The sequence below is a fragment of the Nocardioides sp. NBC_00163 genome, from assembly GCF_045206295.1.
Classification (GTDB): Bacteria; Actinomycetota; Actinomycetes; order Propionibacteriales; family Nocardioidaceae; genus Nocardioides.
Genome location: NZ_CP108155.1, coordinates 135546 through 157085 on the forward strand (window position 1 = coordinate 135546; position 21540 = coordinate 157085).

The window sequence follows — 21540 nt, forward strand, 5'->3', positions numbered from 1 at the left end:
TCACTCCTTACCGACGATCACGGCGACGACCGGGGCGAGCCGGTCGGCCATCTCGTCGTAGGTCATCAGGCCCATGCCCGCCTGCAGCAGCGCCCCGGAGAAGGCGAGCAGCAGGGCTTCGCGCTCGGCCTCGGCCGCACCCTCGCCGAGCGCCGCCTCGAACCGGGCAGCGAACTCGGCCCCGATCCGCAGCCGCAGCCGCTCGACATCGGCATCGCTGCCCAGCAGCGCCGGCGTGACCGCCGCGGCGAGCGCCGGCTCCTCCGCTATCCGGGTCGTGAGGCTGCGTACGGCCGCCTGCACCCGCTCCACGCGGGATCCGGTCTCCTCGACCGCCGGCGTCTCGGCCAGATGGCGCCAGAAGAGCTCGGCGAAGAGATGGTTCTTGGAGGCGAGGTAGGTGTACGCCGTGGCCGGGGAGACCCCGGCCCGGGCAGCGACCGAACGGACGGTCAGTGCCTCGTGCCCCACTTCGCGCAGCTCGGCCAGACCTGCGGCGAATACTCGCTCGACCGTCTCCGCCTGGCGGGTGCTCGTTGCGCTGGACACGTGTCCAGATTAGAACACGTTCTCGTTTCGGGCAAGGGGGTGACCACGACGGAATCGGAGTCCCGTTGTGCCCGGTTCAGGCCCCGGGCGGAAGCCTGGTGAAGTCGGGCTCCCGCCCCTCGGCGAAGGCGACGAGCGCCTCGATGTTGGCGGGACCGCCGAGCAGCTCGGCGAACTTGGCGTTCTCGAGCTCCCGGGCAGCCTCGATCCCAGGGCGCAGCGACGCGGTCATCGTCTCCTTGACCGCGACCAGGCTGCTGATCGGCCTCGCAGCGAGGGTGGCGGCGTGACCCCAGGCGACCTCGAGAAGCTCCTCTGGCTCGGTGACCCGCCAGACGAGCCCCATCTCGTGGGCCTCCTCGGCACTGAACCACTCCCCCGACATCAGCATCCAGGCGGCGTTCTGGCGCCCGATCAGCCGCGGGAACAGGAAGCTCGAGGCCGCCTCCGGCGCGACCCCGAGCGTGGTGAACGGCGTCTTGAACCTCGCCTTCGTCGAGGCGAGGACCAGGTCGGCGAAGCCCAGGAGCGTCACGCCGATGCCGAGACCCAGCCCGTTGACGGCGACGACCAGCGGCTTGGAGAACGCCGCCAGGGAGTCGACGAGGCCGATGAACCCGTGGGCGGCGCTCTCGTCGCCACCCGAGGCGGTCTCCTTCATCTCGATCAGGTCGGTGCCCGCCGAGAAGGCCCGGCCGGTCCCGGTCAGCAGCACGACCGCCACCTCCGGGTCCTCGTCGGCCTCGCGCAGCGCCTCGGCGAGAGCGACGTAGAGCGCCTGGCTGAACGCGTTGAGCTGGTCGGGACGGTTGAGGGTGAGCGTACGGACGCGGTCGCGGTCCTGGCTCAGCAGCAGGTCGGACATCTATGCCCCCAGGATCAGGTCGGCGGCGCGCTCCCCGATCATGATCGAGGGCGCGTTGGTGTTGCCACCGGTGATCGAGGGCATCACGCTCGCGTCGGCGACGCGCAGGCCGTCGATGCCCAACACCCGCAGCGACGGGTCGACCACGGCGCGCTCGTCCGACCCCATCCGGCAGGTGCCGACGCCGTGGTAGACGCTGTGCACGATGTTGGGCAGCAGCTCACGGGTCGCCTCATCGGTGGCGTACGACGGGCCGGGCGAGATCTCGCCCTGGTTGTCCCCGAGACCGACCATCATCTCGCGCACCTTCGCGATCCCGTCCAGGAGCACCTCGGTGTCCTTGCCGGACTTCAGGTAGGCCGGGTCGAGCAGCGGGTGCGCGAGCGGGTCGGCACTGGCCAGGCGTACGGTGCCGCGGCTCTCCGGGTAGATCAGCGTGGGCAGGATGCACAGGCCGGGCTTGCTCGTCGGCGGCCGGATGGCCTTGTCGCCGTCCTGGTTCGGGAACGGGTAGACCCAGTAGAGGACGTGCAGCTGCAGGTCGGGGACCTGATCGGCCAAGGCGCTGCGTACGAACCCGAAGGCCTCGAACTGCGAGCCGGCAGCCCAGCCCTTGCGGGTGAGCCGCGACTTCGCGAAGCCAGCGGCGAAGTAGGCCGGCGTGGGCCGCCGCAGCGCCGAATCCATCCGGAACGAGACCGGCACGAAGAGGTGGTCGTGGAAGTTGTCGCCGACGGGAAGGTCGGCGTGGACCTGGATGCCGTGGTCGCGGAGGTGGTCGGAATGACCGATTCCGGAGAGCATCAGCAGGTGCGGTGAGCCGTAGACGCCGGCCGCCACGATGACCTCGCGGGTCGCCCGGATGGTCTGCTTGTCGCCGTCGGCACCGACGACCTCGACGCCGGTGGCGCGCGGGCCCTCGATCCGTACGCGGGTGACCTGGGCCTTGGTCAGGATCAGCAGGTTGTCCAGCGGCTGCTCGCGCAGGTAGGCCTTCGAGGCCGAGTAGCGGCGCCCCTCGGACGCGCTGAGCTGGACGACACCGACACCCTCCTGCTCCTTGCCGTTGTAGTCGTCGAGCGCGCTGACCCCGAGCCGCTTGGGCGCCTCGTCGAGCCAGGTCTGCGTCGCCGGGGTGAGGTCCTTCTGGTAGCGCACCTTCACCGGCCCGCCCTGGCCGCGGAACTCGTCGCCGCCGCCCTCGAAGTCCTCCATCCGCTTGAACGCCGGGAGCACGTCGTCGTAGGACCATCCGGTCGCGCCGTCGGCCGCCCAGTCGTCGAAGTTCTGGCGGTTGCCGCGCACCCAGAGCATGCCGTTGATCGAGGACGAGCCGCCCAGCACCTTGCCGCGGGTCATCGGGATGACCCGGTCGAGGGCGGCGCTCTGCGGGACCGACTTGTAGCCCCAGTCGACCAGCTTCTTCAGCTGTGGCGTGGAGAGCATCGCGGCGACCGCGCCGGGGAGCTCGAGCAGGTTCTTGATCCCGAAGGCGGTGTCCTTGGTTCCCGCCTCGATCACGATCACGCTGGCACCGCTCTCGGCCAGCCTGCGAGCGGTGGCGCAGCCCGCACTCCCGGCGCCTACGACGATGTAGTCGGCTTCCATGTTCACTTCTCTCTCCCGTTGATCCCTTCCGCAAAGACTAGAACACGTTCTACTGTTGTGTCATGCGCCACGGCATCGTCCTGTTCACCTCGGACCGCGGCATCGCGCCCGCCGAGCTCGCCACCGCCGCCGAGGAGCGTGGCTTCGACACGTTCTACGTGCCCGAGCACACCCACATCCCGGTGCGCCGCGACGCCCTGCACCCCACCGGCGGCGCCGAGCTCCCCGACGACCGCTACCTGCGTACGCTCGACCCCTGGGTCACCCTCGGGACCTGCGCCGCGGTCACCTCGCGGATCGGGCTCTCCACGGCCGTCGCACTGCCGGTCGAGTCCGACCCGATCACGCTCGCCAAGACGATCGCGACCCTCGACCACCTCTCCGGCGGCCGGGTCTCGCTCGGGGTCGGATTCGGCTGGAACACCGACGAACTCGCCGACCACGGCATCCCGGGCGACCGCAAGCGCACCGCACTGAAGGAGTACCTGGAGGCGATGCGGGCGCTGTGGACCGAGGAGGAGGCGGCCTATCAGGGCGACTTCGTCTCCTTCGGCCCGTCCTGGGCCTACCCGAAGCCACCGCAGGGCCGGATCCCGACGATCGTCGGTGCCGGCGGCGGCCCCAAGACGCTGCGCTGGATCGCCCGCAACGCGGAGGGCTGGATGTCGACCCCGACCGAGGCCGGCATCGGCGACAAGGTGAAGACGCTGCAGGACGAGTGGGAGTCGGCGGGCCGCGAGGGCAAGCCCGAGGTACGCGTCCTCGTCGCGAAGCGGCCGACACCCGACGACCTGGCCGAGTGGTCGGTGGCCGACGAGCTGATCTGGGGCGTCCCCGACACCGAGCCGGCAGGCGTGCTCACCTACCTCGACAAGCTGGCGGGCAGGCTCGACCTCGGCTGATCAGCCCAGCCGCTCGCGCAGGAAGCCGACGATCCGCGCCAGGCCGCCTCGCGAGGCCGGCGAGATGCCCGGCAGGGTGAGATAGGCGTGGGTCGCCAGCCGCGGGCAGTGAACGGCGACCTCCACCCCAGCCGTACGCAGCGCATTTGCGTAGCGCTCGGCGTGCGAGCGCATCGGGTCGAACCGCGCGGTGAGCACCAGCGCGGGCGGCAGACCCGCATGGGACCGCGCTCGCAGCGGCGAGGCCGACCACTCCTCGGCGAGCGACACGTCTTTGCCGAGGTAGTGATCCACGATCCCGCCCAGTCCCGGGCCACGCAGGCCGACGAGATCGACGAGCGGATAGATCAGCACCTGCCCGCGGATCCGGGACTCGCCCTCGTCCCGGGCGCGCAACGCCAGGACCGCGGCCAGCGTGCCACCGGCGCTGTCGCCCAGCACGGCGACCCTCGTCGGATCGGCGCCCAGCTCGTCGGCGTTCGCCACGACCCACATCAGCACGGCCCAGCTGTCTTCGACCGCCGCCGGATAGGGATGCTCCGGGGCGAGCCGGTAGGCCGGCGCGACCACGATCGCCCCAGTGCGCGCCGCGATCCGGCCGGCCATCCAACGCGACTGCTCGGGCGATCCCCAGCACCAGCCGCCACCATGGAAGGCCAGCACGAGCGGCCGCCCCGCGGCCGGGGCTCGCGGGGTGTGGACGCGCAGCCGGATCTCGCCGACCCATGCCTCGCGCACCACCACCCCCGGGTCGTCCACCCCGAACACCCAGGTCAGGCGGCGGTTCGCCAACAGCGCCGCCCGCCGCTGGCGCAGCTCGACCATCCCGTCCACACCGTGATCCTGCACCTCGGCGACGGTCTTCGTCATGACCTACGGCCGACCGGCGGTCGAACGTCACCGCACAGCTCGCACAGACGCCGCCCGGAATAGAACACGTTCTACTATGATCGGCGCATGAGTGACATCAGCGAGATAGAGCAGCTCAAGTACCGCTACGTACGCCTTCTCGACACCAAGCAGTGGGACGAGTTCGCCACCTGCTTCAGCGACGACGCCACCGCCGACTACGCCGGGCTCTCGTTCACCTCGCCCGCCGAGCTGGTCGACTACATGCGGACCAACCTGCCCGCGGAGATCATCACGATGCACCACCTCCACCACCCGGAGATCGCGGTCGACGGCGATGCGGCCACCGGCCGCTGGTATCTCTACGACAAGGTCTTCGCCCCCGCCTACGAGTTCGCCCTCGAAGGCGCCGCCTTCTACGAGGACCGCTACGCCCGTACGCCGCTCGGCTGGCGCATCGCTCACACCGGCTACCAGCGCACCTGGGAGCTGACCACCAGTCTGAAGGACCAGCCCAGCGCGAAGTTCACCGGACCCGGCGGACCGGCCACGCACGCCTGAGCACGAGGGTAGGTTCGGCACCATGCGGATCGCCTTCGGAAGCGACGACGAGAACGAGACGACCCGGGCCGTGCTCGCCGAGCTGCGGGAGCGCGGTGACGTCGAGGTCGTCGAGACCGACTCCTGGCCCGACCTCGGCGCCGGCATCGGCCGGGCGGTCGCGGAGGGCCGCGTCGACGTCGGCGTGGTGATGTGCTGGACCGGAACCGGCACGGCGATCGCCGCCAACAAGGTCCCCGGCGTACGCGCCGCCCTCGCCTGGGAGCCCTGGATCGCCCGCAACGCGCGCCTGTGGAACGATGCCAACGTCTTGGCGATGAGCCTCAAGCGCCTCGCCCCCGACGTCGCGGTCGAGGTCACCCGGGCCTTCCTCGACGAGACCGATCCCGACCCCGAGGAAGCGGCCGCGATCAAACGCCTCGACGAGCTGTGAGCGCACCCCGGGAGCCCCGAGGCTGCCCGGTCAGCAGCAGGCGCAGCCCTTGTCGCAGCCATCGTGGCTGGCGAGGGCCCCGGCCGGAGTGCAGCAGACCTCACCGCGCCAGGCGTTGATCCCCTCCCCCACGGCCAGCGCGGCGATGACGAGCGCAGCGACCGAGTCGGCCCACCACCAGCCCCAGGCGCTGTTGGCGAGCAGGCCCACGAGCAGCGCCGCGGACATGTAGGTGCACAGCAGCGTCTGCTTCGAGTCGGCCACGGCGGAGTGGGAGCCGAGCTCGTTGCCGGTGCGGCGCTGGATCCAGGAGGCGGCGGGCATCACGAGCAGGCTCAGCGCGGCGACGCCGATGCCGAGACCGGAGTGGTCGGCGGCGTGCCCGGCGATCAGGCTGGTGACGGCGTCATAGGAGACGAAGGCCGCGAGCCCGAAGAAGGAGAACGCGATGATCCGCAGCGCGACCATCTCGCGGGCCTCGGGATCGCGGCCGGCGAACTGCCAGGCGACCGCGAGAGCGGAGGAGACCTCGATGACCGAGTCGAGACCGAAGCCGAGCAGTGCCGCCGAGCCGGCGATCGCTCCGGCCGCGATCGCCACCACGGCCTCGATCACGTTGTAGGCGATGGTGAAAGCGACCAGGAGGCGGACCCGTCGCACCAGGACAGCCCGCCGAGACGGATCGGGGCCTGAGAACAGCGGCGGCATTTCCTCGCGTCGGCCGATGACGTGGATCGGAAGCTCGGAGCTCACCAGTTCACCTCATGGCACTGGCGGGTCGGGGCGGTCTCGGTCTGCAGGGTGGCATGCTCGATCTGGTGCCGGGTGGCGAGCGCGCTCTGCGCCTCAGCCAGCACGGCCTGGGCATCGGTGCCCGCATCCAGGACGAGATGCGCGGTGGCGACATGCATCCCGGAGGTCAACGTCCACACATGCAGGTCGTGAACGCCGTCCACGCCCGGGACCGCTTCGAGGTCGGCGACGACCTGGTCGACCTCCATGCCCTCGGGGACGTGCTGGCCAAGGACCGCCAGGACCTGACGGCCCAGAGCGATGGCGCGTACGGCGACGAAGACTCCGATCGCGACGGCGACGGCCGTGTCCCACAGCGGCTGCCCGGTGGCGGCGACCAGCAGTCCGGCCACGATCACACCGACGCTGCCGGCGGCGTCGGCGACCACCTCGAAGTAGGCGCTCTTGAGGTTGAGCGACTCGCTCGCCCCCGCGCGCAGGAGCAGCATCGAGACCAGGTTGACGGCCAGGCCGATCGCACCGACCACGAGCATCGCCCCGGTCTGGACTTCGGATCCCTCCCCGATGCGGCCGATCGCCTCGAGCACGACGTAGACCGCGACCCCGAGCATCACCAGGACGGTCAGCCCGGAGGCGAACACCTCGACCCGGTAGGAGCCGTAGGTGCGGCGACCGGTGGTGTCGGCGCGGGTGGCGATCCGGGTCGCGATCAGCGCCGCACCCAGCGCGACGACGTCCGCGGTCATGTGGCCGGCGTCGGAGATCAGTGCCAACGACCCCGACCACAGGCCCGCGACGAGCTCGACGACCAGGAACGCCGACACCATGGCGAAGGTGACGGCCAGGCGCCACCGGTGCCTGCCGCCGGCGTGGCCCACCGCGGCGCCGTGACCGTGTCCGTGCCCGTGGCCCATCAGCAGCAGCCCTGCTCGGCGGAGTCGCGGCATGCTTCCGGATCGGTGACCAGGATCAGGTCGTGCAGGTCAGCCAGAGCATGCGCGAGGCGGCCGTCGGCGAGCTCGTAGCGGGTCCGCCTGCCCTCGGGGACGGCGACGACCAGGCCGCAGCCACGCAGGCAGGCCAGGTGGTTCGACATCGACTGGCGCGTCACGCCCAACGACTCGGACAGCTCGGCCGGGTAGGCCGGACCCTCGCGCAGCTGCATCAGGACCCGGGCCCGGGTGGCGTCGGAGAGGGCGTGCCCGAACCGGGCGAGAGCGTCCAGAGACGATGTGGTGGCGGTGACCATGCCGCGACAGTACACCGAAACATGTATTCAGCAAAAGCTGAACCAATGGCGGGACGGGTCAGTCCAGCTCCCGGTAGTTGCTGCGGAAGAAGAGCAGCGGCTCTGTGGCGGTGCCCTCCTCGAGGTCCAGGACGCGGCCGACGACGAGATAGTGGTCGCCCTCCTCGTGGACCGAGTGGACCGCGCAGTCGAGATAGCCGACGGCCCCGTCGAGATGCGGGTCGCCGTGGTGGGCCGACGGGGTCCAGGAGATGTCGGCGTACTTGTCCGCGGCACGCGAGGCGAACTGGTTCGAGACGGCCTCCTGGCCGGCGGCGAGGATGTTGACCGAGAAGTGCCCGGCCCGACGGATCCGGGCCCAGGCCCGCGAGGACTTGGTGGGCGCGAAGAGGATCAGCGGCGGCCGCAGCGACACCGAGGAGAACGACTGGCAGGTCATCCCGACCGGGCCCTCCGCGGTCTGCGCGGCGATCACGGTGACCCCTGAGGCGAAGCGGCCCAGCACCGTACGGAACCGGGCGTCCGCCTCCGCGTCGGCAGGGGTCTCCGGTGGAGACGGTGGCGCTTCGAAGTCGAAGCGACCGTGGAAGGACTCGATCAGCTCCGGATGCGGCCAGCTCTCGGCGGCATCGGGAGACATCCCATCAGGCACCTCTATACGCATACCCGATCACTGGCCTACGCCGAAGTCGTGACCCCAGTACGAGACGGCCGTGGACTCCCGGGCGACCCACTTCTGGTCGTCGACCTGCAGTCCCTCGGTGCCGAACTCGATGTCGAAACCGCCCGGCGACTTCACGTAGAAGGAGACCATCTCGTCGTTCATGTGCCGCCCGAGCGTCGCCGACAGCTTCGCGCCGTACTTCTTCACCCGCTCCAGCGCCCGGCCGACGTCGTCGAGCTTGTCGACCTCGAGCATGATGTGGACGCACTTGGAGTCGTTGGGGAACGGCAGGAACGCCAGCGAGTGGTGACGCGGGTTGATCCCGAGGAAGCGCAGCCAGATCTTCGTGCCGGGCTCCTTGCCGGCGAACTCCCCCGGCATGCTCATCGAGTCACGCAGCCGGAACCCGAGCGTGTCGCGGTAGAACTCCAGCGCCTCGACGTCGTCGGAGACCGGGATCACCACGTGGCCCATCCCCTGCTCGCCGGTCACGAAAGTGTGGCCGTACGGCGAGACCGCGGGGCGTCGCTCGTAGGTGATGCCATGGAAGAGCTCGAAGACGTTGTCGAAGGGGTCGCGGAAGCGCAGCATCTCCTGGACCCGGCGCTCGGCGAGCTCCTCGGGGGCGCCCTCCTCCACCTCGACCCCGGACTTCTCCAGGTGCTCGCGGGCCTGCGCCAGCGCGGTGTGGTCGGCGACCTCCCAGCCGACACAGCTGAGCTGGTCCACGTCGCCCGGCTCGATCACCAGCCGGGCCGAGACCTCGTCGATGCGGTAGTAGAGATGCTCCCGGTTCGGGCCCTTCGCCTCGATCAGACCGAGGACCTTGCCGGCGAACGTACGCCACGCCTCCAGGTCGGTGCTGGTGACGCGTACGTAGCCCATGGACTTCAGGTCGATCGTCATGACTTCTCCTTGGGAGTACGTTCGCGGTGCCTCTTCAAGAAGTTCACCGCGACCTCGCGGAACTCGTCGGCGGCCTCGATCTGTGCCCAGTGCCCACAGCGCGGGAAGACATGCAGCTGCGCCTTGGGAATCAGCTTCAGGGCGGGGAACGCACCGTCGAGCGGGTTGACCCGGTCCTCGCGCCCCCAGGTGAGCAGCGTGTGATGGCGCAGCCGGTGCGCCTCACGCCACAGCATGCCGTCCTCGGCGGTCTCGGGGTTGTAGAACGACCACCCCATCGACGCCATCGCCTCGCGCGCACCCGGCGCGGTCGCATCCGCGAACCGCTCCTCGACCAGCTCGTCGGTGACCAGCTTCTGGTCGACGACCATCGTCGAGATGAACGCCTTGAGCGCCTCCCGGGTGGGGTCGCTGGAGAAGTCCATCAGGCGCTGTACGCCCTCGGTGGGATCGGCATGGAAGAGGTTGAGCGAGAGCCCGCCCGGCCCCATCAGCACCAGCCGCCCCACCCGGTCCGGGTAGGTCAGCGCGATCCGCATCGCGGTCCCGCCGCCGAGCGAGTTGCCCAGCAGGTGCACCTTCTTCAGGCCCAGCTCGTCGAGGAGAGCGATCACCGCGTCGCCGGCGAAGCGGTAGTAGTTGCCCACCACCTCCGGCTTGTCGGAGGCGCCGAAGCCCGGCTGGTCGATCAGGATCGTGCGGAAGTCGGCCGCGAAGCCCTCGAGCGCAGAGCCGAAGTTGGACCACGACGAGGCCCCGGGACCCCCGCCGTGAAGCATCACCAGCGGCAGCCGGTCGTCCCGATCCGAACCCAGGTCGTAGTAGCGCAGCGAGATCTCACCTGCGGCCTCGGTCTTGATCGCGACGTCGTGAGCGACGTCCTCTTTCACCAGAACCATCAGTACATCCCCGGGTCGACCTTGTGCCCGAACTCGGAGGCGCCGTACATCTGCAGCGCCCGCTCGGGGTCGTTGGCGGCGTGGACGCGACCCGCGTGGGCATCGCGCCAGGCCCGCTGGAGCGGGGTGCCGTTGGCCAGCGCCCGGCCGCCGGAGGCCTCGAAGAGCAGGTCGATCGCGTCGATCGCGCGCTGGGTGCCGAGGACCTGGTCGCGGCGGATCCGCAGCCGCTGGGTGATCGGGATCTTCTCGCCGCGGGCGACGTAGGCCTGCTGCTCACGGATGTTGCCCATCAGCAGCGCCCAGGCGGCGTCGATGTCGGAGGAGGCGGTCGCCACGCGGACGGCGGCGAAGGGGTCCAACGACGCCTTCTCACCATAGGAGGCCCGGACCCGGTTCTGCTGCATGGTCACGTGCTCCTCGTAGGCGCCGCGGGCCATGCCGATGATCGGCGTGGTGATCGTGGTGGTGAACAGCGAGTGGAACTGCAGCTTGTAGAGGTCACCGGTGTTGACCGCCTGCCCGGGCCCCTTGCAGCGGCCGGTCTCGCCCATCGAGAGCGTGAAGGTCTCCGGGATGAAGACGTCCTCGACCACGATGTCGTTGGAGCCGGTGCCGGCCAGGCCGACGACGTTCCAGACGTCGACGATCTCGTAGCGCTCGCGCGGCACCAGGAACGTACGGAAGTCGACCACCTGGCCCTCGTCATTGAAGACGAGGCCGCCGAGCAGCACCCAGGTGGCATGGGCGCAGCCGGAGGAGAACGACCACCGGCCGGAGAGCGTGAAGCCGCCCTCGGTGATCGCCGCCTTGCCCATCGGCGCGTAGGAGGAGGAGACCCGGGTGTCGGGGTCCTCGCCCCAGACCGCCTGCTGGGCCTCGTCGTCGAAGAGCGCGATCTGCCAGGGGTGGACGCCCAGGACGCTGGAGACCCAGCCCGTCGATCCGCACGCCGAGGCGATGTCGCGCACACAGGTGTAGAAGTCGACCGGGTCCGCCTCGAGACCGCCGAACCGGGCCGGCTGCAGCAGCTTGAAGAAGCCGACCTCCTCCAGCTCCTTGACGCTCGACTCGGGCACGACCCGGAGACGCTCGGTCTCCTCGGCCCGCTCCCTGATCGTGGGCAGCAGGTCCTGCACCCCGTCCTTGACGGTCTGCGCGTCCTTGTGGGGGCGCTGTGTCGGTTCGCTCACCGCTCTGCCTTCCTGCATGGTGTCCCAATGACCTCGGACGGCGCGGTTCGTGCGCTGCCGATGGATCAATACTAGAACACGTTTCAGTTTTGTCGAGTCCCTGGGCGTGTTTCGTGCGCTGTCGTCTATGGTAGAACGTGTTTCAGTTCTGGGACAGTCGAGGTTGAGGGAGCACCATGGGACAGACCGACGAGACGTACGACGTCGTGGTCGTGGGCGCCGGAGGCGCCGGGATGACTGCCGCGCTCGCGGCCGCCCGCCGCCACGGGCTCGAGACCGTCGTCATCGAGAAGAGCGCCTACTTCGGCGGGTCGACGTCGCGCTCGGGCGGCGGGGTCTGGATCCCGCGCAACCACGCCCTCGAGGCGGCCCACCAGAAGGACTCCCCCGAGGACGCCAGCCTCTACCTCGAGTCGATCGTCGGCGACGTCGTGCCCAGCGACCGGCGCGAGACGTTCCTGGACCGCGGCCCGGAGGTGCTCTCCTTCGTCTGCGAGAAGACGCCGGTGCGGTTCAACTGGGTCCCCGACTACGCCGACTACCACCCCGAGGCCCCCGGCGGCCGCGGCGCCGGCCGCTCCGTCGAGCCGGCCCCGCTCGACGCCCGAATGATCGGCGAGGAGCTCTCGCGCCTGCATCCGCCCTATACGAAGTCACCGGCCAACATGGTCGTCACCCAGGCCGACTTCCGGAAGATCAGCCTCGGCATGCGCACGATCAAGGGCCCGATCACGATGGTCAAGATCGCGGTCGCGCGGATCCTCGCCGGACTCCTCGGGAAGAAGATGTACGCCATGGGCGCGGCGCTCGCGATCGGACTGCGCAAGGGGCTCCTGGATGCCGGCGTCGAGGTCCGCTACGAGTCCGAGCTGGTCGGCCTGGTCACCGAGGGCGGCCGGGTCGTGGGCGTCGAGGTGCGCCGAGGCGAGTCCGGTCCGACCACGGTGATCCGGGCACGGCGCGGCGTGATCCTCGGCTCCGGCGGCTTCGAGCGCAACCTGGAGATGCGGGAGAAGTACCTGCCCGCCCCGACCTCGGTCGAATGGACCACCGGCGCCTTCTCCAACACCGGCGGCGGGATCCTGGCAGGGATCGCGGCCGGCGCGGACACCGACCTGATGGACGAGTCCTGGTGGGGTCCGACGATCCCGTTCCCCGGGCGGCCGTGGTTCGCGCTCGCCGAGCGCAACCTGCCCGGCTCGATCATCGTCAACAGCGCGGGTAAGCGGTTCATGAACGAGGCACTCCCGTACGTCGAGGCCGTCCACGAGATCTACAAGGGCCATGCTGAGTACATTTCTGGGCGAGGCATCTCGCACGTCCCGGCCTGGCTGGTCTTCGACCAGCGCTACCGCAACCGCTACATCTTCGCCGGCCTCGGCCCCGGGCAGCCGTTCCCGGGCCGCTGGCTCAAGAGCGGGGTCGTCGTGAAGGCCTCGACGGTGGAGGCGCTGGCCGAGAAGATCGAGGTGCCCGTCGACGGCCTGCGCGAGACGCTGGCCCGGTTCAACGGCTTCGCCGAGTCCGGCGTCGACGAGGACTTCCACCGCGGCGAGTCGACCTACGACAAGTACTACTCCGACCCCACCGTCAAGCCGAACTGCTCGCTCAACGTCATCGACCAGGCGCCGTTCTACGCCGTCAAGATGGCTCCCGGCGACCTCGGCACCAAGGGCGGCCTGGTCACCGACAGGCGCGCCCGCGTCCTGCGCCCCGACGGCTCTCCCATCGAGGGCCTGTACGCCGCCGGCAACGTCTCCTCCGCCGTCATGGGCCGCACCTACGCCGGTCCCGGCGCCACCATCGGCCCCGCCCTGGTCTTCGGCTATCTGGCCGCCGAGGACTGCGCCGTCTCGCTCGAGAAGTCCCAGGACAAGGAGCACAGCTGATGCCCATCGACCCGACCAAGGCCATCGGCGCGGAGCTGCCGTCCCAGTCGTTCTCGTGGAGCTCGTCCGACGTGCTGCTGTACCACCTCGGCATCGGCGCCGGCTCCCGTCCCGGCGACGCGACCGACCCGGCAGCGCTGCGCTACACGCTGGACTCCGACGCCCTGACGGTGCTGCCGTCCTTCGGCGTCGTGGCACCGACCTTCCGCGTCACCGAGCCGCCGTCGCTCGACCTGCCGGGCTGCGACATCGACCTGGCCGCGGTGCTCCACGGCTCCCAGGAGATCCACGTCGACGGCCCGATCCCCACCTCGGGCGAGGCCGTCATCTCGACCCGGATCGCCGAGGTCTGGGACAAGGGCAAGGCCGCCGTCATCGTCCAGGAAGGCGTCGCCACGACCCCGTCCGGCGAGCCGTTGTGGACGGTCAGGAGCTCGATCTTCGTACGCGGCGAGGGTGGTTTCGGCGGCGAGCGCGGGCCGTCGACGTCGCTGCCGGTTCCCGACCGCGCGCCGGATGCCGTGGGTGCGTACGACGTCACCGAGCAGCAGGCGCTGCTCTACCGGCTGTGCGGCGACCGCAACCCGCTGCACGCCGACCCCGCCTTCGCCGCGAAGGCCGGCTTCCCGAAGCCGATCCTGCACGGGCTCTGCTCCTACGGCATCGTGCTGCGAGAGGCGACCGCTCTGCTCCTGGACGGGGACGCCACCCGGGTCGCCGGGTTCGGCGCCCGGTTCGCCGGGATCGTCTTCCCCGGCGAGACGATCTCGATCGAGGCGTGGGACGACCAGCCGAGGAACCTGGTCAAAGCCACGATCTCCTCGGCGGACCCGGCCCGCGACGGCGCCCCGGTCCTCGCCGACTGCTACTTGGAGGTGCGATGAGCCGCGCGAGCTGTAACACGCTGTTCGTAGGACTACTCGCCCTATTAGAACGACCGGATAGTCCTACGAACGACGTGTTACACGGGGGGACGGCATGAGCGGAACGGCACTGCCCGACGTACTCTCCCCCGCCGACGTCGAGGAGCGATTCGGTGGCTGGTCGGAGGAGACCGACGTGATCGTGGTCGGCTTCGGCGTGGCCGGCGGGGCCGCGGCGCTGGAGGCAGCCCGGGCCGGCGCCCGCACGATCCTCCTGGAGCGCGCTGCCGAGCCCGGTGGCACCTCGGCGATGGCCGGCGGCCACTTCTACCTCGGCGGTGGCACCGCGGTACAGAAGGCGACCGGGATCGAGGACTCGGCCGAGGAGATGTTCAACTACATCCGCGCGGTCTCCAAGGAGCCCGAGGACGACAAGATCCGGGCCTACTGCGACGACTCGGTCGAGCACTTCGACTGGCTCGAGGCGCTCGGCTTCGAGTTCGAGCGCACCTTCTGGCCCGGCAAGGCCGTCATCCAGCCCGGCACCGAGGGGCTGATGTACACCGGAAACGAGAAGGTCCACCCCTTCCGCGACCTCGCCGTCCCGGCGCCCCGCGGCCACAAGGTGCCGGTCCCTGGCGACACCGGTGGCGCCAAGCTGGTCGTCGACCGGATGGCCGACCGGCTGGCCGAGACGTCGGCGGTGATCCGCTACGAGACCGGTGCCACCAACCTGGTGATCGAGGACGGCCGCGTCGTCGGCCTGGCGTGGCGCCGGTTCGAGGAGCGTGGCGCGATCCGCGCCAAGGCGGTGATCCTCGCCGCCGGCGGCTTCGTCGGCAACGCCGACATGGTCGCCGAGCACACGCCCCGGCTCGGCGAGAAGCTCTTCCCGCTGGCCTCCACCTACGACGACGGCCTCGGGCTGCGCCTGGGCGCCTCCGCGGGCGGCCGCTGGCGGTTCATGGACGAGCCATTCCAGACCGCGCCGTTCTACCCACCCTCGATCCTGCTCACCGGGATCATCGTCAACAAGCACGGCAAGCGGTTCGTGGCCGAGGACTCCTACCACGCGCGTACGGCCGCGTTCGTCATGGAGCAGCCGGACTCGGCTGCGTTCCTGATCGTCGACTCGGCGCACATCGAGCACCCGAAGATGCCGCTGTGCCCGTTCATCGACGGCTGGGAGACGGTCGAGGAGATGGCGGCCGGCCTGGGCGTACCCTTCGACGCCCTGAACGCGACCCTGACCTCCTACAACGCCCATGCCGCCAACGGCGAGGACCCCGAGCTCCACAAGGCGCCGGAGTGGACCGAGCCGCAGGACACCGGCCCGTGGGGCGCCTACGACCTCTCGCTCGGCAAGGCGATGTACGCCGGGTTCACCATGGGCGGTCTGGCGACCACCGTCGAAGGAGAGGTACGCCGCGAGGACGGCTCCGCGATCGCGGGCCTCTACGCCGCCGGCGCCTGCGCGGCCAACCTCGCCCAGGACGCCAAGGGCTACGCCTCCGGCATGCAGCTCGGCGACGGCTCCTACTTCGGCCGGCGCGCCGGGCGACATGCTGCGGGGCTGGACTGACCGGCACGGGTGACGGGCCTCACAACCTCGGCTCGTCCGGCGAGACCGATCGCCGGCCGACCCCAGGTTCCGGCTAGTCTTTACAGACGCGCATCAAGCGAACTGTTGCCATATCACATATCTCTCCAGAGGTGAATGGCTTCGGTAAAATTTGGGACTTTCGACCCTACGCGCATCGCGAGCCTGGCTGGTTATGTATACGCGACGCCACGGGCATCGCCGGTGTTGGCTCTCCCGACGCGTCCGCAGGCCATCGTTCCCCACTCGACGCCTGTCGCCGAACTAGCCGAAAGGAATCCCCATGTTCGACTTCCGGAGCCCGGCCGGCCTCATGGTCATCGCCGCCCTGGTTGTCATCACGCTCGTGGTGGTCGGCGCAATCGCCGGCAACAGCCCTTCCTGATCCTGACGCCGAGCTTCCTGCCAAGGGAGCCGCAGGCCCCGGCTCGATGAGCCGGGGCCGCGTACGTTTCTCGACCGGTCCGGATCAGCGGCTGAAGACAGCCACCGTCCGAGCGGGAACCGTGAAGGTGCCCGAGCCCGCCTCGAACGTGGCCGTCTTCACGACCTCGTCCGAGCCGTCGGCCTGGGTCGGGTGCAGGCGGTAGCCGGCGCCCTCAGCCCCCTTCACCGTCTGCTGCTGCGTCGTCGTGGTCGCGTTGAAGACGACGACGAGGTCACCGATGCGCATGGTGATGACGCCCGGCGTCTCGTCCTTACCCGAGAGCGGGAACCCGAGCTTCTCCTGGACCTGGCCGGTGGTGGACAGATGGAAGGCCGGCTCGTCCGTACGGATCCTCAGCAGGTCCTGGTAGGCGGACGAGGCACCGTCGATCTCCGAGCAGCCCGGCGCCGTGGTCGAGGCCAGCAGCGGCTCGGCGAAGGGCCACTTGTCCTCGTTGTCCGCCGCGGGCGGCAGACCGCGACCGAAGCCGTTGCCGGCGTCGCAGTCCCAGTGGATGGCGTTGAACCAGTCGCCGGAGTCGTAGGAGTTGCGGTCCAGCGACTTCGAGCGGAGCAGGTCGGTGCCGGCCTGGGAGAGCGCCGGGCCCTGTGAGAGCGCGGCCGTGGCCATCGCGAGCACCTGCATCCGGGAGCGGTCCGCGGCGCTGGTCGAGGCGGGCAGCTTGAAGGTCAGCGCGTCGTAGAGCGACTCGTTGTCGTGGGCGTCGGCGTAGGCGAGCGCGTCTCCGGGCTCGTCCGCGTAGCCGGCCGGCGAGCCGTTGTAGTCGACCTGCGAGCCCTTCACCTGGTTGCCCGCGGTGTCGGTGAACGAGTAGTCGGCGAGGTTGCCGGACAGCCCGACCTTGATCAGGTCCTGGTAGTGCAGCAGCCGCGCCCTCTGCTGCGCCTCGGTGCCGTTGGCGGTCGAGGTGTTGGGGTCGGTGTAGAGACCGCTCGCGAAGCCCTGGACGCCCGGGTCGGCGTCGAACGGGCCGCCACCGCGTACGGCATCCCTGGCGCGGTCGCTGAACGTGGCGATGCCGGTGCCCGCCATGTTCTTCTGGGTGGCCTGCACGAAGCGGGCGTCGTCGGCGATCTCACCGAAGTTCCAGCCCTCGCCGTAGAGGATGATCTTCTTCCCGTCGACGCCGTCCTTCTCGAGCGTGAGGGTGTCGAGGGCCTTGCGGACGGCCAGGATGTTGGCCTTGGGGTGGTGTCCCATCAGGTCGAAGCGGAAGCCGTCGACCTTGTACTCCTTGGCCCACGTGAGGATCGAGTCGACGACGAGCTTGCCCATCATCGCGTTCTCGGGCGCGGTGTTGGAGCAGCAGGTCGAGTTGGCGACCGAGCCGTCGGCGAGGAGCCGCTGGTAGTAGCCGGGCACGATCTTGTCGAGCACGGACGTCTTCGCCTGGCCACTGCTGGTGGTGTGGTTGTAGACCACGTCCATGACGACGCGCAGTCCGTCCTCGTTGAGCGACTTCACCATCTGCCGGAACTCGACCGTCCGGTCGGTGCCCTCCGGATCGGTGGCGTAGGAGCCCTCCGGAACCGTGTAGTGGTAGGGGTCGTAGCCCCAGTTGTACGCATCCTTGGCCGCTGCCGCGGCGACACACTCCTGCTGCTCCTCGCTGTCCGGCGCGTAGGACGCGAGGTCGCAGTCGGGCGTGGTCTGGTCGCTCTTCCTCTCCGGGATCGTGGCGATGTCGAAGGCCGGCAGCAGGTGGACGTACGACGTGCCGGCCCCGGCCAGCTCGCGCAGGTGCCTCACCCCATCGCTGTCCTCGTCGGCGAAGGCGAGGTAGCCGCCCTGGTGGTCACTGGTCTCGTCCTCGACGGAGAAGTCGCGGATGTGGAGCTCCTGGATCTGGGCGTCCTTCATCGCCACGGCCTTCGGCTTCCTCAGCGTCGACCAGCCCTTGGGGGCGAGCGACCTGTCGCCGAGGTCGACGACGAGGCTGCGCTCGGAGTCCGCGGTGAGCGCGACCGAGTAGGGGTCGGTGACCTTGTTGGTGACGAGCTTCTGCACGCTCGGCGCCCACACGGTCACGGCGTAGCGGTACTCCTTGCCGCGCCAGGCCGTGGCGGAGCCGGTCACCGACCAGACGCCGCTGGCGTCGTCACGGCGCATCGGAACCCGCTTGGCGCCGAGCTCGAGCGAGACCTCGTGGGCGGTCGGTGCCCAGACGGACAGGGTGACCCTGCCGCCCTTGAACGTCGGCCCGAGGGACGCCTTCTCCGCCTTCTCGGCGTAGAGGTCGTCGAGGATGCCCTGCGTCTGGACACCTGTGCCCGTGACCAGGGCACCGTTGCCGATGCGCTGGGTGAGCAGGACCTGGCCGGCGAGCGCCTCGCGGATCCGGTCGCGGTCGCGGGTGTCGACGGTGAAGGCGGTGTAGTCCTTCAGGTGCGGGAACCGCGCCTTCTGCTCCTCGCTCAGCGTCGAGGCCTGGAGCCGCAGCCAGCGGCCTTTCCTGCTGAGCGCGCCGCCCTCGACGGTGATGCCGCCGTCGCGGTCGTAGACCAGCTGCGTCGACAGCGCCGAGCCGCTCGCCATCTCCTTCGGCAGCACCACGGTCTCCCGGTCGATCCACTGTGCCTGTGCCTTGCTCAGGTCGAGCGCGGGTGCCGAGCCGACCGACGGCAGCAGGTAGCCGGTGTCGCCGGAGTTGAGCCACACCTCGTGGCCGTACGTGGCCAGGTCGAGCGAGCGGTCGTTCGGGATGTCCTTCTCGTCGCCCTTGTGGACGATGTAGTTGAGCGAGGTGGCGCCGTCGACCAGCGGCACCTCGAAGGTGACGCCGTAGGCGTCCTCGCCGGTGGGCTGCAGCGGCTTGGACCACTCGGTCGGGCTGGCGGCGCCGGTCCAGGTGTGCAGGCCCCAGCCGTCGTAGTCGCCGTCGGCGCGGTGCAGATGGATGACCGCCTTGGACGTGTCGGGCGCAGGGTAGACGCCGTCGGGCCTGGTGGTCTGCTGGCCGTCGCTGCCGGTCTCGACCCAGACCTCGCCGGTCTCGGCGAGATCGATCCTCCGCTCGCCGCCGTCGGCAGTGCCGTCCTTCTCGACCGTGTACGTCACCGAGGACGCGCCCTCGGGAAGCTTCACCCAGGCGAAGGCGCCGTAGGCGTCGCGGCCGCTGAACTCACCGCTCTGGTCGCCAGAGCGCAGGGACCAGCCGGTGTAGTCGCCGTCGGCACGCCGGTAGTGCACGACCGCGTAGTCGCGGTCGACGGCGCTCGGGTTCTCAGCCTCGGGCGCCTGTCCGGCCGTGGTCTCGGCCAAGTCGCTCGCGGTGCGTCCGTCACGGTCGACCACCACCGCCTTGTAGCGCAGCGCGGTGCCGGCGGCGACGGTCTCGGGGACGTACTGGGTGATCTTGTAGGGGGCGTGGTCGACGGAGCCGAGCGTGCGCCACTTTCCGTTGCCGACCTGGGCGGCGAAGACCACGCGGGCACCGGCGGTCTCCCCCGGGTCGGCGGAGAGGGTGACCGTGCCGGTGGCGCCGGGGTCCGGTGCGGTCAGCGACAGGGTGGGCTTCGCGGTGGCCTCCGGAAGCTTCGCGTCGGCGCGCAGGACGACCGAGGAGAGCGCCGGGACGGTCACCTCGATCGTGCCGTCGGCCGCGGTCTCGGTGGCGTCGCCGCCGTAGATCGTCTTGAAGGCGGCCGACTCCACGGGCAGCGTGACGGTCTTCGCCTCGGTGGCGTTGTTGACCGCGACCACGTACTCGCGGTCCTCTCCGGTGCGCGAGAACGCGTAGACGGAGTCCTTGGCGTGGAGCTCGTGCTGGGTGCCGTCGGTCAGCGCCGGGTGGTCCTCACGGAGCTTCGCCAGAGCGGCGATCGCGGTGTAGACCGGATGGGTGGTGTCGTACGCGTCGTCGGCATGCGTGCGGTCGGTGCCGATCTGGTCGTCGTCGAGGTAGTCGGCGACCTTCGAGCCGAACAGCGTCTGGCGGGCGTCCTTGTCGCCGCCGGCGCCGGTGAAGCCCTGCTCGTCGCCGTAGTAGACGACCGGGTTGCCGCGGGAGAGGAACATCAGCTCGTTGGCGAGCCGGGTGCGCTGGACGAGCTCGGCGTCGGTCGCGCCGGGGTGGTCGGCCGCGAGGAAGGTGCCGATCCGGCCCATGTCGTGGTTGCCGAGGAAGGTGACCTGCTCGTAGGCGTTGGCCTTGTCCGTGGCGTACTTGTAGTCGTCGCCGAACACCTTGGCGAGCCGGTCGGCCGGAGCGCCCAACGAGGCGAAGGCGCGGGCCGCGTCCTGGAACGGGAAGTCCAAGGTGGCGTCGAGACGGCCGCGGGTGACGTACGGCGAGGTGACGTCGCTGTCGGCGGAGTAGACCTCGCCGAACATGAAGAAGTCCTCGCGACCCTGCTTGGCGGCGTACGCGTCCAGGGCGGTCGCCCACTCGGTCCAGAAGTCCAGGTCGACGTGCTTGACGGTGTCGATGCGGAAGCCGTCGATGTCGAAGTCGCGGACCCACCTCTGGTAGATCTTCGTCATCCCCTCGACGACCTCGGGACGCTCGGTCCACAGGTCGTCCAGGCCGCTGAAGTCGCCGTACGTGGTCGACTCGCCCTCCCAGGTGGAGTCGCCGCGGTTGTGGTACAGCGTCGGGTCGTTGAGCCAGGACGGCACCATCTCGCCGGTGTTGCCCGGCGTGTAGGGGAACGAGTCCTCGTCGACCTTCGCGGCGTCCGAGCCTGGCTCGGCGTCGTCGAAGGGACGGCCCTCGGTGTCGAGGTACGGGAAGGCGCCCTTGGGGCGGTAGCCGTACTTCTTCTCCGCGTAGTCGACGGTGTCGGCGGTGTGGTTGGTGATGACGTCGAAGAAGACCTTCATGCCCTTGGCGTGGGCCGCGTCGACGAGGATCTCGAGGTCCTCGTTGGTGCCGAAGTGCGGGTCGACCCGGGTGAAGTCGGTGATCCAGTAGCCGTGGTAGCCGGCCGAGGCGTTCGCGCCCTCTCCCTGGACGGGCTTGTTCTTGAAGATCGGCGCCATCCAGATCGCGGTGGTGCCGAGGCCCTTGATGTAGTCGAGCCGTTCGGTGAGCCCCTGGAGGTCGCCGCCCTGGTAGAAGCCCTTGTCGGTCGGGTCGAACCCGGTCTCGGTACGGCTGCCGGTCAGGCCGCCCTTGTCGTTGGAGGTGTCGCCGTTGGCGAACCGGTCGGGCAGCACGAAGTAGAACTGCTCCTTCGTCGCCTCATGACGGGCCGGCTCGGCGGCCAGCTTGGCGTCCGACGGCGGCTTCGGGGCGACGGCGGTCGCCGGCTCCGACGTGGCCGTCTGCAGCACCGTGGCGAGCAGTGCGGTCGCGAGCACGGTCGCTG

At 69.9% G+C, this 21540-nt stretch carries 18 protein-coding genes; 6 read left to right on the top strand and 12 right to left on the bottom strand.

Annotation, left to right across the window (positions count from 1 at the left end; all coding sequences use genetic code 11):
* The 3 genes from OG801_RS00700 to OG801_RS00710 all read right to left on the bottom strand — a co-directional run bounded on the left by OG801_RS00700 (nucleotide 1) and on the right by OG801_RS00710 (nucleotide 3022).
* Nucleotides 1-549: a TetR/AcrR family transcriptional regulator gene (locus tag OG801_RS00700; RefSeq protein ID WP_406032906.1), complete on the bottom strand. Its 549-nt coding sequence runs from the start codon at nucleotides 547-549 to the stop codon at nucleotides 1-3.
* Nucleotides 550-625: 76 nt separating this feature from the next.
* Complete coding sequence (locus tag OG801_RS00705; RefSeq protein WP_406032908.1) at nucleotides 626-1414, bottom strand: enoyl-CoA hydratase-related protein; 789 nt, start codon at nucleotides 1412-1414, stop codon at nucleotides 626-628.
* Entirely contained in the window at nucleotides 1415-3022 is a 1608-nt protein-coding gene (locus OG801_RS00710; RefSeq protein ID WP_406032910.1) for a GMC family oxidoreductase, read from the bottom strand.
* 62 nt (nucleotides 3023-3084) lie between these two features.
* Between OG801_RS00710 and OG801_RS00715 the strand changes: the two genes are divergently transcribed.
* The gene (locus OG801_RS00715; RefSeq protein WP_355019442.1) at nucleotides 3085-3924 is read left to right on the top strand and encodes an LLM class F420-dependent oxidoreductase; all 840 of its coding nucleotides are present in this window, start codon (nucleotides 3085-3087) and stop codon (nucleotides 3922-3924) included.
* Here OG801_RS00715 and OG801_RS00720 read toward each other — a convergent pair whose 3' ends face one another.
* Nucleotides 3925-4794 carry an alpha/beta hydrolase gene (locus OG801_RS00720; protein ID WP_406032912.1) on the bottom strand — a complete coding sequence of 290 codons (870 nt, stop codon included), beginning with the start codon at nucleotides 4792-4794 and terminating at the stop codon, nucleotides 3925-3927.
* 87 nt (nucleotides 4795-4881) lie between these two features.
* On the opposite strand from OG801_RS00720, the gene OG801_RS00725 reads away from it, so the two are divergent.
* Together OG801_RS00725 and OG801_RS00730 are read left to right on the top strand one after the other, a co-directional pair.
* Nucleotides 4882-5334, top strand: coding sequence for a nuclear transport factor 2 family protein (locus tag OG801_RS00725; protein ID WP_406032914.1), 453 nt, complete (start codon nucleotides 4882-4884; stop codon nucleotides 5332-5334).
* Nucleotides 5335-5356: 22 nt separating this feature from the next.
* Nucleotides 5357-5767, top strand: coding sequence for an RpiB/LacA/LacB family sugar-phosphate isomerase (locus OG801_RS00730; RefSeq protein ID WP_355019445.1), 411 nt, complete (start codon nucleotides 5357-5359; stop codon nucleotides 5765-5767).
* A gap of 30 nt (nucleotides 5768-5797) precedes the next feature.
* On the opposite strand, the gene OG801_RS00735 is transcribed toward OG801_RS00730, so the two are convergent.
* Genes OG801_RS00735 through hsaA form a run of 7 tightly spaced genes read right to left on the bottom strand, consistent with a single transcriptional unit; the run spans nucleotide 5798 to nucleotide 11431 of the window.
* Complete coding sequence (locus OG801_RS00735) at nucleotides 5798-6520, bottom strand: cation transporter (protein WP_406032917.1); 723 nt, start codon at nucleotides 6518-6520, stop codon at nucleotides 5798-5800.
* Complete coding sequence (locus OG801_RS00740; RefSeq protein ID WP_406032918.1) at nucleotides 6517-7467, bottom strand: cation diffusion facilitator family transporter; 951 nt, start codon at nucleotides 7465-7467, stop codon at nucleotides 6517-6519. The genes OG801_RS00735 and OG801_RS00740 overlap by 4 nt, the downstream gene beginning before the upstream one ends.
* Nucleotides 7434-7769, bottom strand: a complete 336-nt coding sequence (locus OG801_RS00745) for a metalloregulator ArsR/SmtB family transcription factor (RefSeq protein ID WP_141804731.1) — start codon at nucleotides 7767-7769, stop codon at nucleotides 7434-7436. The genes OG801_RS00740 and OG801_RS00745 overlap by 34 nt, the downstream gene beginning before the upstream one ends.
* 58 nt (nucleotides 7770-7827) lie before the next feature.
* The gene (locus tag OG801_RS00750) at nucleotides 7828-8409 is read right to left on the bottom strand and encodes a flavin reductase family protein (RefSeq protein WP_160023260.1); all 582 of its coding nucleotides are present in this window, start codon (nucleotides 8407-8409) and stop codon (nucleotides 7828-7830) included.
* 30 nt (nucleotides 8410-8439) lie between these two features.
* Entirely contained in the window at nucleotides 8440-9339 is a 900-nt protein-coding gene (gene hsaC / locus OG801_RS00755; RefSeq protein ID WP_406032920.1) for an iron-dependent extradiol dioxygenase HsaC, read from the bottom strand.
* Nucleotides 9336-10238, bottom strand: coding sequence for a 4,5:9,10-diseco-3-hydroxy-5,9,17-trioxoandrosta-1(10),2-diene-4-oate hydrolase (gene hsaD / locus OG801_RS00760; RefSeq protein WP_355019449.1), 903 nt, complete (start codon nucleotides 10236-10238; stop codon nucleotides 9336-9338). The genes hsaC and hsaD overlap by 4 nt, the downstream gene beginning before the upstream one ends.
* Entirely contained in the window at nucleotides 10238-11431 is a 1194-nt protein-coding gene (hsaA, locus tag OG801_RS00765; protein WP_357351517.1) for a 3-hydroxy-9,10-secoandrosta-1,3,5(10)-triene-9,17-dione monooxygenase oxygenase subunit, read from the bottom strand. Before hsaA ends, hsaD begins: the two co-directional genes overlap by 1 nt.
* 176 nt (nucleotides 11432-11607) lie before the next feature.
* On the opposite strand from hsaA, the gene kstD reads away from it, so the two are divergent.
* From kstD to OG801_RS00780, 3 genes are all read left to right on the top strand, one after another.
* A complete protein-coding gene (gene kstD, locus OG801_RS00770; RefSeq protein WP_406032924.1) occupies nucleotides 11608-13320 on the top strand; it encodes a 3-oxosteroid 1-dehydrogenase in 1713 nt (570 codons plus the stop codon).
* On the top strand, nucleotides 13320-14204 hold the full coding sequence (locus OG801_RS00775; RefSeq protein WP_406032926.1) for a MaoC/PaaZ C-terminal domain-containing protein: 885 nt from the start codon (nucleotides 13320-13322) through the stop codon (nucleotides 14202-14204). The genes kstD and OG801_RS00775 overlap by 1 nt, the downstream gene beginning before the upstream one ends.
* A 94-nt stretch (nucleotides 14205-14298) precedes the next feature.
* Nucleotides 14299-15765: an FAD-binding protein gene (locus OG801_RS00780; protein ID WP_406032928.1), complete on the top strand. Its 1467-nt coding sequence runs from the start codon at nucleotides 14299-14301 to the stop codon at nucleotides 15763-15765.
* A 487-nt stretch (nucleotides 15766-16252) separates the two neighbouring features.
* Here OG801_RS00780 and pulA read toward each other — a convergent pair whose 3' ends face one another.
* The gene (gene pulA, locus OG801_RS00785; protein WP_406032929.1) at nucleotides 16253-21532 is read right to left on the bottom strand and encodes a pullulanase-type alpha-1,6-glucosidase; all 5280 of its coding nucleotides are present in this window, start codon (nucleotides 21530-21532) and stop codon (nucleotides 16253-16255) included.
* Between the last annotated feature and the right edge of the window lie 8 nt (nucleotides 21533-21540).

Bases quoted from the DNA above. Each gene is read 5' to 3' on its own strand.
- kstD (WP_406032924.1), top strand. From the start codon at position 11,608: ATGGGACAGACCGACGAGACGTACGACGTCGTGGTCGTGGGCGCCGGA.
- OG801_RS00745 (WP_141804731.1), bottom strand. From the start codon at position 7,769: ATGGTCACCGCCACCACATCGTCTCTGGACGCTCTCGCCCGGTTCGGG.
- OG801_RS00740 (WP_406032918.1), bottom strand. From the start codon at position 7,467: ATGCCGCGACTCCGCCGAGCAGGGCTGCTGCTGATGGGCCACGGGCAC.
- OG801_RS00710 (WP_406032910.1), bottom strand. From the start codon at position 3,022: ATGGAAGCCGACTACATCGTCGTAGGCGCCGGGAGTGCGGGCTGCGCC.
- OG801_RS00750 (WP_160023260.1), bottom strand. From the start codon at position 8,409: ATGTCTCCCGATGCCGCCGAGAGCTGGCCGCATCCGGAGCTGATCGAG.
- hsaD (WP_355019449.1), bottom strand. From the start codon at position 10,238: ATGGTTCTGGTGAAAGAGGACGTCGCTCACGACGTCGCGATCAAGACC.
- hsaC (WP_406032920.1), bottom strand. From the start codon at position 9,339: ATGACGATCGACCTGAAGTCCATGGGCTACGTACGCGTCACCAGCACC.
- OG801_RS00715 (WP_355019442.1), top strand. From the start codon at position 3,085: ATGCGCCACGGCATCGTCCTGTTCACCTCGGACCGCGGCATCGCGCCC.
- OG801_RS00775 (WP_406032926.1), top strand. From the start codon at position 13,320: ATGCCCATCGACCCGACCAAGGCCATCGGCGCGGAGCTGCCGTCCCAG.
- OG801_RS00725 (WP_406032914.1), top strand. From the start codon at position 4,882: ATGAGTGACATCAGCGAGATAGAGCAGCTCAAGTACCGCTACGTACGC.
- OG801_RS00780 (WP_406032928.1), top strand. From the start codon at position 14,299: ATGAGCGGAACGGCACTGCCCGACGTACTCTCCCCCGCCGACGTCGAG.
- OG801_RS00720 (WP_406032912.1), bottom strand. From the start codon at position 4,794: ATGACGAAGACCGTCGCCGAGGTGCAGGATCACGGTGTGGACGGGATG.
- OG801_RS00705 (WP_406032908.1), bottom strand. From the start codon at position 1,414: ATGTCCGACCTGCTGCTGAGCCAGGACCGCGACCGCGTCCGTACGCTC.
- OG801_RS00730 (WP_355019445.1), top strand. From the start codon at position 5,357: ATGCGGATCGCCTTCGGAAGCGACGACGAGAACGAGACGACCCGGGCC.